11 protein-coding genes and 1 riboswitch are annotated in these 14,444 nt (G+C 72.2%); of the genes, 5 read left to right on the top strand and 6 right to left on the bottom strand.

Annotated elements, in window-relative coordinates; all coding sequences use genetic code 11:
* Positions 1-77 precede the first annotated feature (77 nt).
* The 4 genes from GR130_RS33255 to def all read left to right on the top strand — a co-directional run bounded on the left by GR130_RS33255 (position 78) and on the right by def (position 4,769).
* On the top strand, positions 78-1,493 hold the full coding sequence (locus GR130_RS33255; protein ID WP_159508135.1) for an HD-GYP domain-containing protein: 1,416 nt from the start codon (positions 78-80) through the stop codon (positions 1,491-1,493).
* Positions 1,490-2,761 carry an HD-GYP domain-containing protein gene (locus tag GR130_RS33250; RefSeq protein WP_159508134.1) on the top strand — a complete coding sequence of 424 codons (1,272 nt, stop codon included), beginning with the start codon at positions 1,490-1,492 and terminating at the stop codon, positions 2,759-2,761. Before GR130_RS33255 ends, GR130_RS33250 begins: the two co-directional genes overlap by 4 nt.
* A gap of 315 nt (positions 2,762-3,076) precedes the next feature.
* Positions 3,077-4,072 (top strand): tetratricopeptide repeat protein, encoded by a 996-nt coding sequence (locus GR130_RS33245; protein WP_159508133.1) that lies wholly within the window; start codon positions 3,077-3,079, stop codon positions 4,070-4,072.
* Positions 4,073-4,139: 67 nt separating this feature from the next.
* Entirely contained in the window at positions 4,140-4,769 is a 630-nt protein-coding gene (gene def, locus GR130_RS33240) for a peptide deformylase (RefSeq protein WP_159508132.1), read from the top strand.
* A 17-nt stretch (positions 4,770-4,786) separates the two neighbouring features.
* Here the strand turns inward: def and GR130_RS33235 are convergent, their stop codons facing one another.
* The 3 genes from GR130_RS33235 to GR130_RS33225 form a co-directional block, all read right to left on the bottom strand.
* Positions 4,787-6,733 carry a transglycosylase domain-containing protein gene (locus GR130_RS33235; protein WP_159508131.1) on the bottom strand — a complete coding sequence of 649 codons (1,947 nt, stop codon included), beginning with the start codon at positions 6,731-6,733 and terminating at the stop codon, positions 4,787-4,789.
* 128 nt (positions 6,734-6,861) lie between these two features.
* Positions 6,862-7,896 carry a ribonucleotide-diphosphate reductase subunit beta gene (locus tag GR130_RS33230; RefSeq protein ID WP_159508130.1) on the bottom strand — a complete coding sequence of 345 codons (1,035 nt, stop codon included), beginning with the start codon at positions 7,894-7,896 and terminating at the stop codon, positions 6,862-6,864.
* Positions 7,887-10,292 carry a ribonucleoside-diphosphate reductase subunit alpha gene (locus GR130_RS33225; protein ID WP_159508129.1) on the bottom strand — a complete coding sequence of 802 codons (2,406 nt, stop codon included), beginning with the start codon at positions 10,290-10,292 and terminating at the stop codon, positions 7,887-7,889. The genes GR130_RS33230 and GR130_RS33225 overlap by 10 nt, the downstream gene beginning before the upstream one ends.
* A 161-nt stretch (positions 10,293-10,453) precedes the next feature.
* Positions 10,454-10,604: riboswitch (cobalamin riboswitch) on the bottom strand.
* A gap of 126 nt (positions 10,605-10,730) precedes the next feature.
* Between GR130_RS33225 and GR130_RS33220 the strand changes: the two genes are divergently transcribed.
* Positions 10,731-11,315, top strand: a complete 585-nt coding sequence (locus tag GR130_RS33220) for a Uma2 family endonuclease (protein ID WP_159508128.1) — start codon at positions 10,731-10,733, stop codon at positions 11,313-11,315.
* Positions 11,316-11,398: 83 nt separating this feature from the next.
* On the opposite strand, the gene mctP is transcribed toward GR130_RS33220, so the two are convergent.
* From mctP to GR130_RS33205, 3 genes are all read right to left on the bottom strand, one after another.
* Entirely contained in the window at positions 11,399-13,006 is a 1,608-nt protein-coding gene (mctP, locus tag GR130_RS33215; protein WP_159510371.1) for a monocarboxylate uptake permease MctP, read from the bottom strand.
* A 77-nt stretch (positions 13,007-13,083) separates the two neighbouring features.
* Positions 13,084-13,344, bottom strand: coding sequence for a DUF3311 domain-containing protein (locus tag GR130_RS33210; RefSeq protein ID WP_159508127.1), 261 nt, complete (start codon positions 13,342-13,344; stop codon positions 13,084-13,086).
* Positions 13,345-13,604: 260 nt separating this feature from the next.
* Positions 13,605-14,366, bottom strand: coding sequence for a GntR family transcriptional regulator (locus GR130_RS33205; protein ID WP_159510370.1), 762 nt, complete (start codon positions 14,364-14,366; stop codon positions 13,605-13,607).
* Between the last annotated feature and the right edge of the window lie 78 nt (positions 14,367-14,444).

Below are 14,444 nucleotides of genomic sequence, written 5' to 3'. Positions count from 1 at the left end.
CTATTCTCGCCGAACCCCCGTGTACCGCGGTCGCGGCCGTGCCGGGGCGTGCGCTGGGGCAGGGTGAGGAGGGCGCGATGCGGGAACTCCCGGTGACCGCGCGGGTGTATGTCGGCTGCGCCGCCCTGGCCGCCGCGCTGTGCACGGCCCCCGCGATCCGGCTCGGCGCCGCCGCCCCCTGGAGCGGCGCCCTGGCACTCGCCGCCCTGTACGGACTCTGCGAACGGCTCCGCCGCTGCCCGCTGACCGAGGGCCTGCGGCGGCGCGCCGGCGGTGCGGGCGGCCCGGCCGAGGAGTCCGGCTCCTTTCCCCAGGGGTGGGCGACGCCGGTCCTGCTCGCCGGGGCGCTGCTGCTGCCCCCGCCGCTGGCCGCGCTGACCGCCGTCCCGGGCGCCCTGCTCGCCCGGGCCGCCGCGCCCTGGCCCGCCGTCCGCCGGCTCTGGCACGCCGCCGAACTCGCCCTCGCCTGCTGGACGGCCGGCCAGGTCTTCGGGGTCTTCCGGCCCTTCGGCCGGCACGCGCTGTCCGCACCGCACTTCCCGATCCTGTTGCTGCCCGCCGCGGCCGCCTCCGCGGCGTTCTGCGCGGTGCTCGCGGCGCTGGACGGCGGGGTGCTGGCGGCCGCCGAACGGCACCCCGTGCGCACCGCCTGGCGCGGGCTGCTGCCCCGTTCGTTGGGGCCGCATCTGGTGCACGGACTGGCCGGGCTGATGATGGCGGTGCTCTGGCGCAGCGTGTACGGGCCGCCGGCGGCGCTGCTGGTGCTGCTGCCGGTGTACCTCTCCTGCTGGGTGTTCGCCCAGTACCACCGCGAACGCGCCGCCCACCAGGCCACCATCCGCGCCCTCGTCCAGGCCGTCGACATCAAGGACCGCTACACCCGCGGGCACAGCGAGCGGGTCGGCCGGGCGTCGGTGATGATCGCCCGGGAGCTGGGCATGGCGCAGGACCGGCTGGAGGTGCTGCGGTTCGCCGGGATCCTGCACGACGTCGGCAAACTCGGCGTGCCCACCCGGCTGTTGCGCAAGGACGGGCCGCTGACCCCCGAGGAGCGGCGGATCATCGAGCTGCACCCCGAGTACGGGCATGAGATCGTGCGCGGGATCGGCTTCCTGGGCGAGGCGCGGGCGGCGATCCTGCACCACCACGAGCGGGTGGACGGGCGCGGCTATCCCTACGGGCTGACGGGTCGTCAAATTCCGGAGTTCGCCCGGGTGGTGGCCGTCGCGGACGCCTTCGACGCGATGACCTCCACCCGCTCCTACCGCCGCGCCCGCCCGGTTCCGGCCGCCGTGGCGGAGCTGCGCAGGTGCGCCGGGGCGCAGTTCGACCCGCGGATGGTCCGGGCGCTGGCGGCGGCGCTCCACCGGCACGGCTGGCACCCGGACGAGGTGACGGCGGGGGAGCCGGACCCGGGACTCCCGGCGGCCCGCGGAAACGTCCCGCCGGTGCGGGCGCCCCGGTCGGGCGCCGGGCGGGGCGGCGTCCGGTGACCGGCCGCCGCACCGTCGCCTGCGTCTACGTTCCCGCCGCCGCGCTCGCCTGCTGGGGCCTGGGCCGGACCCTGTGGGAGGGGGTCGCCGAGCCCGCGAACGCGCTGGCCTTCGGCGTGCTGATCGCGGTGGGCGAGGTGGTGCGCCGCTGCCCCACGGAGCGGGCCGGCCCCGGCCGGTGGGAGAGCGCGCCGCTCGGCGCCGCCGGGGCGCTGGCGTACGCGCTGCTCGGCGAGGTGGGCGGGCGGCCGACGAGCCACGGCGTACCGCAGACCGTGGCGGTGGTGGTGGCGGGCGGTCTGGTGGGGCTCGTCCCGTATGTCGTCCGGGGCGGCAGCCCGGCACTGGACCCGCTCGCCCGCCGGGTGCTGACCGTCGGCTTCGCCGCCACCTGCTTCCAACCCCTGTACGACACCGGCACCTTGCGCACCTGGGGCGCGGCCGGTCCGCTCCGCCCGCTGTTCCTGGTCGGGCTGCTGGCGCTGACCGTGCTGTGCGACGCGGTGCTGGCGGCGGCGCTGGCCCGGGCCCGTACCGGCTGGCCCTACGGGCCGCTGCTGCGCGACGAGTTGCGGGCGCTGCCCGGGATCGGGTCGGCCATCTGCGCGACCGGCGTGGTCATCGCGCTGGCCACCGCGGTCGTCGGACTGTGGGCGCTGCCGGTGTTCTGCCTGCCGCTGCTGCTCACCCAGTTCGCCTTCCGCCGGTACACGGCGGTGCGCGCCACCTACCGCCAGACCATCGCCTCGCTGGCCCGCGCCACCGAGATCGCCGGCTACACCCGGCCCGGCCACGCCCGCCGGGTCGCCGCGCTGAGCCGCGCGGTGGGCCGTGAACTGGGGCTGGGCGCGGCGGACTTGGACGTCCTCGAATGCGCCGCGCTGATGCACGACATCGGCCAGCTCTCGCTCGTCGACCCGGTCCCGGGCGGTGCCACCGCCGCCCTGCCGACCGCCGAACAGCGCCGGATCGCGCTGCTGGGCGGCGCCGTCGTACGGCAGACCGGCGTGCCCGCCGAGGTCGCGGTGATCGTCGAGCGGCAGGCGGATCCGTACCGGGAGCAGCCGGTCACCGCCCGTATCGTCCGCACCGTCAACGCCTACGACGATCTCGCCGCGCGCTCCGGGGGGCCGGGGGCGCCGCTGCGCGCTCTGGAGGGGCTGCGGCTGGCCACCGCGCAGGACCACGAGCCGCGGGTCGTCGAGGCGCTGTCCCGGGTCCTGGCGCACGGCGGCCGGGCGGGCCGGGGCCCGGCGGGCGGCGCCTGAGCCCGGCGCCCCTGCGCCGGGGCGTGGAACGGGCGGATACGGCGCCCCACCGCGCAGCGTTCGCGGCCCGTCCACCGTCATGGAACCCATGGGTAATGAGCGCCCTGCGAGATGGGCATGGTTGGATGCGAAGGAAGCCCCCCGAAGGGGGATTCAGGGGGTCGGCGAAGGGCAAGGAGCCGCAAGGGGGGCGCAGCACACCGGGCTGAGCCCGACGGCAATCTGTGGCAAGTTGTCGAGTGGGCCCCCAGAAGGCCCCGGGCACCGTCCGGGGCGCCTCCGGAGCGGCACAAGAGCAACCAGCAGGCGGGAATCGTGAGGATCTTCGGCAAGGTACGGCACCGGCCCTCCGCCTCGTGGCGGCAGGCGACCGACCGCGCTTTCACGCTGATCGGCGACGGCCGTTACGAGGACGCGGGGGCGCTGCTGACGCGCGCGGCGGACATGGAGCCCTGGCTGTCGGAGTCCTGGTTCAATCTCGCGCTGCTGCACAAGTTCCGGCACGACTGGGAGCAGGCGCGGGCCGCCGGGCTCCGCGCGGTCGCCCTGCTGGACCGCGAGACCGGGGCGCCCGACTGGTGGAACGTGGGCATCGCCGCCACCGCCCTCCAGGACTGGCCGCTGGCCCGCCGCGCCTGGCAGGCATACGGCCTCAAGGCCCCCGGCGAGGGCTCCCCGACCGGTGAGCCGCTGGGGATGGCCCTGGGCAGCGCCGCGGTCCGGCTCTCGCCCGAGGGCGAGGCCGAGGTGGTCTGGGGCCGCCGGCTGGACCCGGCCCGTATCGAGGTGCTGTCCATCCCGCTGCCGTCCTCCGGGCGCCGCTGGGGCGAGGTCGTGCTGCACGACGGCGTCCCGCACGGCGAGCGGATCACCGCGGCCGGCGGCGCCAGCCGGGCGTATCCGGTCTTCGACGAGATCGAGCTGTGGGCGCCGTCCCCGGTCCCCACCTGGGTGGTGCTCCTGGAGGCCGCCACGGAAGCCGACCGGGACGCGCTGGAGCGGCTGGCGGCCGACGCCGGGTTCGCCGCCGAGGACTGGTCGTCGTCGGTGCGGCTGCTGTGCCGTACGTGCTCGGAGAGCCGGATGCCCAGCGACGAGGGCGACGGCGAACACCTGGATCCGCACGACCACAGCGAACCGGGCCACCCGGGGCCGCTGGGGCACCGCACGGCCGGCTCCGGCTCGCTGTGGGTCCCCGAGCGCGAGTGCGGGATCGCCGCGCCCGCCGCCCTGGTACGCGGTCTGCTGGACGGCTGGGTCGCGGACAGCCCGGACAGCCGGGAATGGCGCGATCTTGAAGAGGTCTGCTGAGAGCCGGAGCGCGTCCCCGTAGGCTGTACGGCGACCATCAGGGTTTTCAGGAAGGCGTACGGCGGAGATGGCTCAGCAGGAGAGTGACCAGCAGGTGAGCGACGAGTTCGTCGACGACGTCACGGACGCGAAGGAGCGCGAGGCGGCCCACCGCGAGCGCGGCACCTCGCGCCCGATCACCGTGGTCGGCAACCCGGTGCTCCACAAGGAGTGCAAGGACGTCACCGCGTTCGACGACGCGCTCGCGCAGCTCATCGACGACATGTTCGCCAGCCAGCGCACCGCCGAGGGCGTCGGCCTGGCCGCCAACCAGATCGGTGTGGACCTGAAGGTCTTCGTCTACGACTGCCTGGACGACGAGGGCGTGCGGCACGTCGGCGCGGTCTGCAACCCCGTCCTGGACGAGCTGCCCGCCGGGCGCCGGGTCCTGGACGACTCCAACGAGGGCTGCCTGTCCGTCCCCGGCGCCTACGCCGAGCTGCCGCGCCCCGACTACGCGGTGGTCCGCGGCCAGGACGCCAAGGGCGAGCCGATCGTGGTCCAGGGCACCGGCTACTTCGCGCGCTGCCTCCAGCACGAGACCGACCACCTCTACGGCTACCTCTACATCGACCGGCTCTCCAAGCGCGACCGCAAGGACGCGCTGAAGCAGATGGCCGAGCGGGAGCCGCGCTACCCCGTCGTCGCCAACGACTGAACGGGGCGCGCGGGGCCCTACGACGCGCCCTGGTAGGCGGCCCAGACCTGGGGCGGGAGGGCTGTGCCCAGCCCGCTGCCGGGGCCGCCGACGCCGTTCAGCGGCAGCAGCTGGGGCGCTCCCGGCTTGTTCCGGAAGAGGGTGATGGCGGTGGTGGGCTCATCGCCGTCACCGGCGCCCTTGCCGGCTGCGGGGGCGCGGTCGGTACGGACGCGGGAGCCGGCGTCCCAGAGGGGGCCGGTGTCCGACGGCGGGCTGCCGACGAACCACGCCGACTTCATCCGGTCCCCCGGCTCGGTGGCCCCCGCCGCGACCGGCCGGCCGGCCGGCTTGCCGCCCGGTGAGCCGAGCGTCCGCCAGCCCACCCCCTCCAGCGCCCAGGTCACCTGCTGGGCCACCTCGGGGTCGAGGACCCGCTGGGGGTCGGTGCGGTCGAAGCCCTGCACGCTCTGCCCGCCGTAGGTCATCTTCGAGACCGCGTACGGCTCGGCGTGCAGCCCGCCGTTGGCGAAGGTGGTGTACGCGCTGGCCAGCCGGATCGCGCTGGGTGCCGAGGTGCCCAGCGGGAAGGTCTGCTCCAGCTGCGCCAGGCTCTCCTTGCGCAGCCCGGCGTCCAGCGCCAGATCCCGGATCCGCTCCAGCCCGAGGCGCTGCCCGGCCTGCACGAACGGCGCGTTCTCGGCCCGCATCAGGGCGCCGCGCAGATCCCCGGACCGCTTCTCCACGGCCGCCGGGCGCGGCTGGTCGCCGAACTCCTCGGCGTCCTGCTGGAGGGACGCCGCGAGCACGAACGGCTTGAAGGCGGAGCCGGCCGGGACCGCGGAGGTGTCCGCGTTGTTGCTGAAGTGCCGGGTGGCGTCGGCGCCGCCGTACAGCGCGACGATCGCCCCGTCCTTGGGGCGTACCGAGGCCGCGCCGAATTCCGCGTAGGTGTCCTCGGGGCGCTTCTCCGGGTCGATGTTCCGGCCGCGGACGTCGTCGACCGCCTTTTCCAGGCGGCGGGTGCGCTCCTTGTCGAAGGTGGTGCGGATGCGGTACCCGCCGCGGGCCAGGTCCTTGTCGGTCAGCCCGGTGGCGCTCTTGACGAACTTGTTGGCGATATCGACGAGATAGCCGATCTGGCCGGCCTGGCTGGTGGGCTTGGCCACCGGGCGCGGCTCCGGGAATTCCTGGTACGTGGCCCGTTCTTCCTTGCTCATCTTCCCGGTGGCGACCAGCCGGTCGAGTATCCACTTCCAGCGCGCCACCGCCCGCTCGTGATTGGCCTTGCCCAGCCCCGGGTCGTACTGCTCGGCGCCCTTCAGCAGGGACGCCAGCAAGGCCCCCTGACTGGGGTTCAGGTCCTTGGCGTCGATGCCGTAGTACGCGTGCGCCGCCGCCTGAATGCCGTTCGAACCGCGGCCGAACCAGCTGGTGTTGAGATAGCCGCGCAGTATCTCCCGTTTGGACTTCTGGTTGTTGACCTTCAGCGCGATGATGAATTCCTTCACCTTGCGGGTGGCAGTCTGGTCCGGGGAGAGATAGGTGTTCTTCACATACTGCTGGGTGATCGTGGAGCCGCCCTGGGTGTCCCCGCCGGACAGCATGTTCACCACGGCGCGGCCGATACCGGTCAAGGAGACGCCGGAATCGCTGTAGAAGGTGGCGTTCTCGGCGGCTATCACCGCGTCCTGGACGTGTTCCGGCACTTTGTCGAGGGTGACGTTCTGCCGGTTGACCGCGCCCACGCTGACCATCTGGCTGCCGTCCGCCCAGTAGTAGACGGTGGCCTCCTTGTTGGCCAGCGCGTTCTCGTTGGGGATGTCGACCTTGGCGTAGACGACCGCGAACAGCCCGGCCAGGCAGGCGACTCCGAAGGCGCAGCAGCCCAGCCACAGCCGCCATGACGGCAGCCAGCGGCGCAGGCCCCGCTTCCCCTGGCGCGGATAGTCGAAGTACCGGCGACGTTTTTTCGTGCCCTCCATACTCGCGTAGATGCGGTGGAGGTGGCTCCGGTTGCCGGTCCGGCCACCCGCTAATCGAACGCTCACAATTGGCGGGTGGCCGGAACGCGCCGGTCGTCAGGGTGCGGAGAGGTGCGCGGACGTGTCGGTCAGAACTCGTCGTCGAACGAGACCGAGCCCTCGACGGCGACCTGGTAGGCCGAGGCCCGCCGCTCGAAGAAGTTGGTCAGCTCCTGGACGTTCTGGAGTTCCATGAAGGAGAACGGGTTCTCCGAGCCGTAGACCGGCGGGAAGCCCAGCCGCTGCAGCCGCTGGTCGGCGACGCACTGGAGGTACTCGCGCATCGACTCGGTGTTCATCCCGGGCAGTCCGTCGCCGCACAGGTCCCGGCCGAACTGGAGCTCCGCCTCCACGGCCTCCTTGAGCATGTCGGTGACCTGCTGCCGGAGCGCGTCGTCGAAGAGGTCCGGCTCCTCCTCGCGGACCGTGTCCACCACCGAGAAGGCGAACTCCATGTGCATCGACTCGTCGCGGAAGACCCAGTTGGTGCCGGTGGCCAGCCCGTGCAGCAGACCGCGCGACCGGAACCAGTAGACGTACGCGAACGCGCCGTAGAAGAACAGCCCCTCGATGCAGGCCGCGAAGCAGATGAGGTTGAGCAGGAAGCGGCGGCGGTCGGCCTTGGTCTCCAGCCGCTCCATCTGCTCGACGTGGTCCATCCACCGGAAGCAGAACTGCGCCTTCTCCCGGATGGACGGGATGTTCTCCACGGCCGCGAAGGCGGCGGCGCGATCGTCCGGATCGGGGAGGTAGGTGTCCAGCAGCGTCAGGTAGAACTGGACGTGCACCGCCTCCTCGAAGAGCTGACGACTCAAGTAGAGCCGCGCCTCCGGGGAGTTGATGTGCTTGTAGAGGGTCAGCACCAGGTTGTTGGCGACGATCGAGTCACCGGTGGCGAAGAACGCGACCAGCCGGCCGATCATGTGCTGCTCGCCGGGGGACAGCTTGGCGAGGTCGGCGACGTCGGAGTGGAGGTCGACCTCCTCGACGGTCCAGGTGTTCTTGATCGCGTCCCGGTAGCGGTCGTAGAAGTCCGGGTACCGCATGGGGCGCAGGGTCAGTTCGAACCCGGGGTCGAGGAGGTTCTTGGGGCGGTCGGCGGCGGGGGTGGACATTACTGGCATGCCTCGCAGGACTCGGGGTTTTCCAGGGAGCAGGCGACCGCCTCGGGGTCGGTCACCGGCGGTTGCGCGGGGACGGTCGCGGCGCGGGCCGACTGGGCGATCCGGGTCGCCGGCCGCGAGCGCAGGTAGTAGGTCGTCTTGATGCCGCGCTTCCAGGCGTAGGCGTACATCGAGCTGAGCTTGCCGATGGTCGGCTGTGCCATGAAGAGGTTCAGCGACTGGCTCTGGTCCAGATAGGGCGTACGGTCCGCGGCCATGTCGATCAGCGCGCGCTGCGGGATCTCCCACGCGGTGCGGTAGCGGTGCCGGACGTCCTCGGGGATCCAGCTCACGTCCTGTACGGAGCCGTTGGCGTCCCGCAGCGCGTCCCGGGTCCGCGCGTCCCACAGGCCCAGGGCCTTGAGCTCCTCGATCAGGTACGCGTTGACCTGGAGGAACTCACCGGACAGCGTCTCGCGCTTGAAGAGGTTGGAGACCTGCGGCTCGATGCACTCGTACACACCGGCGATGGAGGCGATGGTGGCGGTCGGCGCGATCGCCAGCAGCAGGGAGTTGCGCATCCCGGTCGCGGCGACGCGGGTGCGCAGCGCCGCCCAGCGGTCCGCCCAGCGGGGCTCGGCGTTCGGGTAGTGGTCCGGGTGCAGCACACCGCGGGCCGTACGGGTCGCGGACCAGGCCGGGTGCGGGCCGTGCCGGTCGGCGAGGTCGGCGGACGCCTCGTAGGCGGCGAGCATGATCCGCTCGGAGATACGGGTCGACAGCTCCCGCGCCTCCGCCGAGTCGAACGGCAGCCGCAGCCGGAACAGGACGTCCTGCAGGCCCATCAGGCCCAGACCGACCGGGCGCCAGCGGGAGTTGGAGGCGGCGGCCTGCCCGGTCGGGTAGAAGTTGATGTCCACCACCCGGTCGAGGAAGGTGACGGCCGTACGGACGGTGGCGTCCAGCCGCTCCCAGTCCATCCGGCCGTCCTCGCCGAGATGCGCCGCGAGGTTGACCGACCCCAGGTTGCAGACCGCGGTCTCCCCGTCGTCGGTCACCTCCAGGATCTCCGTGCAGAGGTTGGAGGAGTGCACGACGTTGCCCGGCTCGGCGGTCTGGTTGGCGGTGCGGTTGGCGGCGTCCTTGAACGTCATCCAGCCGTTGCCGGTCTGCGCCAGGGTCCGCATCATGCGGGAGTACAGCACCCGGGCCGGGATCTGCTTGAGGGCCTTGCCCGCGGCCTCCGCCCCCCGGTACGCAGTGTCGAACTCCTCGCCCCACAGGTCGACCAGCTCCGGCACGTCGGCCGGCGAGAACAGCGACCAGTCGGCGTCCGCCTCGACCCGGCGCATGAACTCGTCCGGGATCCAGTGCGCGATGTTGAGGTTGTGGGTGCGCCGGGCCTCCTCGCCCGTGTTGTCGCGCAGCTCCAGGAACTCCTCGATGTCGGCGTGCCAGGTCTCCAGGTAGACGCAGGCCGCGCCCTTGCGCCGGCCGCCCTGATTGACCGCCGCGACCGAGGCGTCCAGGGTGCGCAGGAACGGCACGATGCCGTTGGAGTGCCCGTTGGTGCCGCGGATCAGCGAACCGCGGGCGCGGATGCGGGAGTACGAGAGGCCGATGCCGCCCGCGTGCTTGGAGAGCCGCGCCACCTGGTGGTAGCGGTCGTAGATCGAGTCCAGCTCGTCCAGCGGCGAGTCCAGCAGATAGCACGAGGACATCTGCGGGTGCCGCGTACCGGAGTTGAACAGCGTGGGGGAGGAGGGGAGGTAGGACAGCGTGCTGGTCAGCCGGTACAGCTCGGCGACGTCCGCGAGCGCCCGCGCCGAGTCGTCCTCGGCCAGGCCGCAGGCCACCCGCAGCAGGAAGTGCTGCGGGGTCTCGATGACCTGCCGGGTGGTGGGGTGGCGCAGCAGGTAGCGCGAGTGCAGCGTCCGCAGCCCGAAGTACCCGAAACGGTCGTCGGCGCCGTCCGCCAGGGCACCGTGCACCAGCGCGTCCAGCCGCTCGGCGTGCGTCCGCACGAACTCCGCGGTCCCGTCCGCGATCAGCCCCTCCCGGTGACCGGTCGCCACGGAGGCGGAGAAGGAGACCGCGCCCTGGCCGGCCGCCTCCTCGGCGACGGCGCGGGTGAGCAGGCGCGCGGCGAGCTTGGAGTACTGCGGCTCGTCGCCGATCAGACCCGCCGCGGCGTCGATCGCCAGCGACCGCAACTCGGCCTCGTCGGAGCCCGGGTGCCGGCCGCGCAGCGCGGCGGCGGCCACCTTGCCGGGGTCGGTCTCGGGCAGATCCGCGGTCAGCTCGGTCAGGGCGCGCAGCAGCGCGGTGCCCGGCCCGTCCGAGCCGAGGGGAGGCGTGGCCGCCGCGGGCTGCACAACCCCGGCGGCTGACGCGGGTTCCGTTGGCGCGATGGTCACGTGATGCTCTCCCTCACTCGGCGGGGGCCAGGAGAGCGGCGGCGCGACGGGCGCACGCGGGCAGGCGGCACCCCGTGACGGTCAGGGGCGCGCGGGCAGGCCGCACGGCGTCCATCGGCCCAACCCTCGGGGCCCGGACGTGTCGACGCCGCACCGATGGCGGTGCGGGCGTGCCGTCGGCAGGTCCTCGGACTCAGGGACGCACGACCGGGCCGTACGGAACGACCGGTGGTGCGCACGCATACCGTTGCGGGACAGTTCCGGATTCACACCGGATTCCCCTGCGGCGACAGCGAGGACGAGCATACATGTGGTGGTCGCCTCTGGCGCGCACCCCCACATCTAGTGCGGGGTGAGTGATCAAGCGGTTTCTGTCGGTGGCCTCGGCTATCGTCGGTTCTGCATTCCCTGCTCGGTCCGACAGCAAGGAGAAGCGCCATGTCCGCGCTCGCCGACCGCCCGCACATCATGGACGCCGAGCACTTTGAAGAGGCCGCCCGGATACTCGCCTGCCTGGAAGAGGGCGTGCGGTGGGAACTCATCGACGGGAAGGCCAGGAGCAAGCCCCTGCCGGACGGGGACCACGGGCGGATCATTCAGTGGCTCACGCGCATCTGCCTGCAGCACCGCCCCGAACTCTGGCTCTACAGCCAGGGGCTCAAGGCGCAGACGTACCGCGAGGGTCGTGCTCACCCGGACGGCTCGCTGGCCCCCAGTGGCTCTTTTGGGGGCCAGGGCGAATGGGCCGACCCCGACCCCGTGCTGATGGCCGTCGAGGTCACCTCGCACGACTCCGGAACCGAGCAGTGCTACCGGGTGGAGAAGCCCAGGGCCTACGCCGAAACCGGCATCCCGCTCTACCTGTTGATCGACCGGAAGTCGTGCCAGTTGTCGGTCTACAGCGAGCCCGACGGGGAGCGCTACGAGCTCGTGCGCACCGTGTCGTACGGCAAGTCGCTCCACCTACCGGACCCGGTTGGCATCACCCTCGACACCGAGCCGCTGAAGGATTGGGTCCACTGATCCTGCGCGGTTGCCGTGCCGCACACGAGAGGGCCGCCGCGTCCCTGGTGAACGCGGCGGCCCTCCGCCGGAGTTGACAGCGGTCAGTGCCCCGCCGGCGCCCCCGCCGTGGCGGGCGGCAGGTCGGCCGTGACGCCCTCGTCGCCGAGGTCGGCGGTGTAGTCGTCGGGGGAGGTCTCGTCGGTGCCCTCGGGAGCCTTGAAGGCCCGCAGGGCGAACGTCAGGACGACCGCCACCACCACGTTCAGGACGAAGGCGGTCAGGCCGATGTAGCCGATCTGGCCGATGCCGGGGATCTCCGCGCTGGAGCCGCCGAAGTGCTTCTGGGTCGGGCTGGCCACCCCGTACGCGGCGAGGGTGCCGTAGAGCATGCCGACCGCCCAGCCGGCCAGCAGGGCCCAGCGGTGGAACCACCGGGTGAAGAGGCCGCCCACCAGCGCCGGCATGGTCTGCAGGACCCAGATGCCGCCCAGCAGCTGGAAGTTGATCGCCACCGTCTTGTCCATGGTGAGGACGAAGGCCAGCGCGCCGACCTTGACCAGGAGGGAGACCAGCTTGGCGACCCTGTGCTCCTGCTCGGGGGTGGCGCCGGGCCGCAGGAAGTCCTTGTAGACGTTGCGGGTGAAGAGGTTGGCGGCGGCGATCGACATGATCGCCGCGGGCACCAGCGCGCCGATGCCGATCGCGGCGAAGGCGACCCCGGCGAACCAGCTGGGGAACATGTCCGCGAAGAGCTGCGGGATCGCCAGCTGCGGGTTGCCCTTGATGTCCGTACCGGCCTTGATCGCCATGAAGCCGAGCAGCGCCAGCAGCCCCAGCATGAGCGAGTACAGGGGCAGGATCGTGGTGTTGCGGCGGATCACGTTGCGGCTGCGCGAGGACAGCGTCGCGGTGATCGAGTGCGGGTACATGAACAGCGCCAGCGCCGATCCGAGCGCCAGAGTGGCGTACGCCCACTGGGCGTTGGGGCCGCTGGTCAGTTCACCGCGCAATTTGCCGGTCGGTCCGGTCTGGGCCAGCGCCTGGTGCGCCGACTGGAAGACGGCGTCGAACCCGCCCAGTTTGATCGGGATGTAGACGATCGCCACCCCGATGACGAGGTAGATCAGCCCGTCCTTGACGAACGCGATCAGCGCGGGCGCGCGCAGGCCCGAGGAATAGGTGTACGCGGCCAGCACGGCGAACGCGATCAGCAGCGGCAGGTCCTTGACGAACCAGTTGGTGTGCTCCCCGCCGCCGATGCCCATCACGTCCAGGACGGCCTGGATGCCGACCAGTTGGAGCGCGATGTACGGCATCGTGGCCAGGATGCCGGTGAGCGCCACGGCCAGCGACAGCCCCTTGGAGCCGAACCGCCCGCGTACGAAGTCCGAGGTGGTGACGTACCCGTGCTTGTGCGAGACCGACCACAGGCGGGGCAGGAAGGTGAAGATCAGCGGGTAGACGAGGATGGTGTACGGGACGGCGAAGAACCCGGACGCGCCCGCCGCGTAGATCGCCGCCGGGACGGCCACGAACGTGTACGCGGTGTAGAGGTCGCCGCCGAGCAGGAACCAGGTGATCCAGGTGCCGAAGCTGCGTCCGCCCAGGCCCCATTCGTCGAGGTTGGCGGACTGCTCGGCCTGTCGCCAGCGGGCGGCGAGGAAGCCCAGGACCGTGACGGCCAGGAAGAAGAAGACGAAGACGGCCAGCGCGACGCCGTTGACGCCCTTGGTGGCGGCGGCGAGCTGGGCGCCGGCGAGGTCCGTGGAGGTGGTGGAGGTGAACGTCACTGGTCCGCACCGTCCTTGCGGGCGCGCTGCTCACGCTGGACGAGTTTGTAGGCGATCGTGGTGAGCGCGGTCGAGATCAGCACCCACGCCATCTGGTACCAGTAGAAGAACGGGATCCCGATGAGCGTCGGCTCGATCCTGGCGTACGAACTCACCCACAGCATCGCCACGAACGGAGCGAGCAGGCACAATCCGGCCACCACGCGTCCGGGCGTGACGACCGGTCTGCGGTCCGGTGAATCGGCTTTCTCTGTCATGCCCGTGGCTCCGTCCCTGGCGAACTCCTGTGTAATCGGCATGAATTTAGGCCAGTGACGTGGCGCGCGTCACTAGCTGTCCGCATATCGGTATGGCGTCGGTGCGTTGGGCGGGGCGGCCGTCGGCGCGGCCGGGGGCGGGCGGACGAGCCCGGGGACGGCGTGTCCGGATCGGACAGGCGTCGGGGCGCGTCCGCGGGAGCGTGCCGGGGCGCGCCCGCGGGCAGGGGCCGGTGCCGCGCGGGCGGGGCGTCCGCGGCTCAGTCGGCCGGGCGCTGGAGTCGGGCCACGAACTTGTAGCGGTCGCCGCGGTAGACCGAGCGCACCCACTCCACCGGCCGGCCCTGGGCGTCGAGGGAGTGCCGGGAGAGCATCAGCATCGGCAGGCCGACGTCGGTGCCCAGGAGGCCGGCCTCGCGCGGGGTGGCGAGCGAGGTCTCGATGGTCTCCTCGGCCTCCGCGAGCCGGACGTCGTAGACCTCGGCGAGCGCGGTGTACAGGGAGGTGTACTTGACGAGGTTGCGGCGCAGCGCCGGGAACCGCCGGGCGGACAGGTGGGTGGTCTCGATGGCCATCGGCTCGCCGCTGGCCAGCCGCAGCCGCTCGATGCGCAGTACCCGGCCGCCGGCGGCGATGTCGAGCAGCCCGGCCAGCCGGTCGTCGGCGGTGACATAGCCGATGTCCAGCAGCTGGGAGGTCGGCTCCAGGCCCTGGGCGCGCATGTCCTCCGTGTAGGAGGTCAGTTGCAGCGCCTGGGAGACCTTGGGCTTGGCGACGAAGGTGCCCTTGCCCTGGATGCGCTCCAGGCGGCCCTCGACGACCAGTTCCTGGAGGGCCTGGCGGACCGTGGTGCGGGAGGTGTCGAACTCCGCGGCGAGGGTGCGCTCGGGCGGGACCGGGGTGCCGGGCGGCAGGGTCTCGGTGATCTCCAGCAAGTGCCGCTTGAGGCGGTAGTACTTGGGCACCCGGGCGGTGCGCGTCGCGCCGCCGCCGTTCTCGGCACTGCCCGCGTCGGTCTCCATGACCCGCCTCTCCGACTCCTGTCGTGCTGCCGTCACCGGCTCCTCCGTACGTAGCGGCTCACATCGTGGCACGGGTGG

The organism is Streptomyces sp. GS7, assembly GCF_009834125.1.
In the GTDB taxonomy this organism is placed as follows: domain Bacteria; phylum Actinomycetota; class Actinomycetes; order Streptomycetales; family Streptomycetaceae; genus Streptomyces.
Note: the sequence above shows the minus strand (reverse complement) of the source record. Positions and strands in the feature narration are given on the sequence as shown.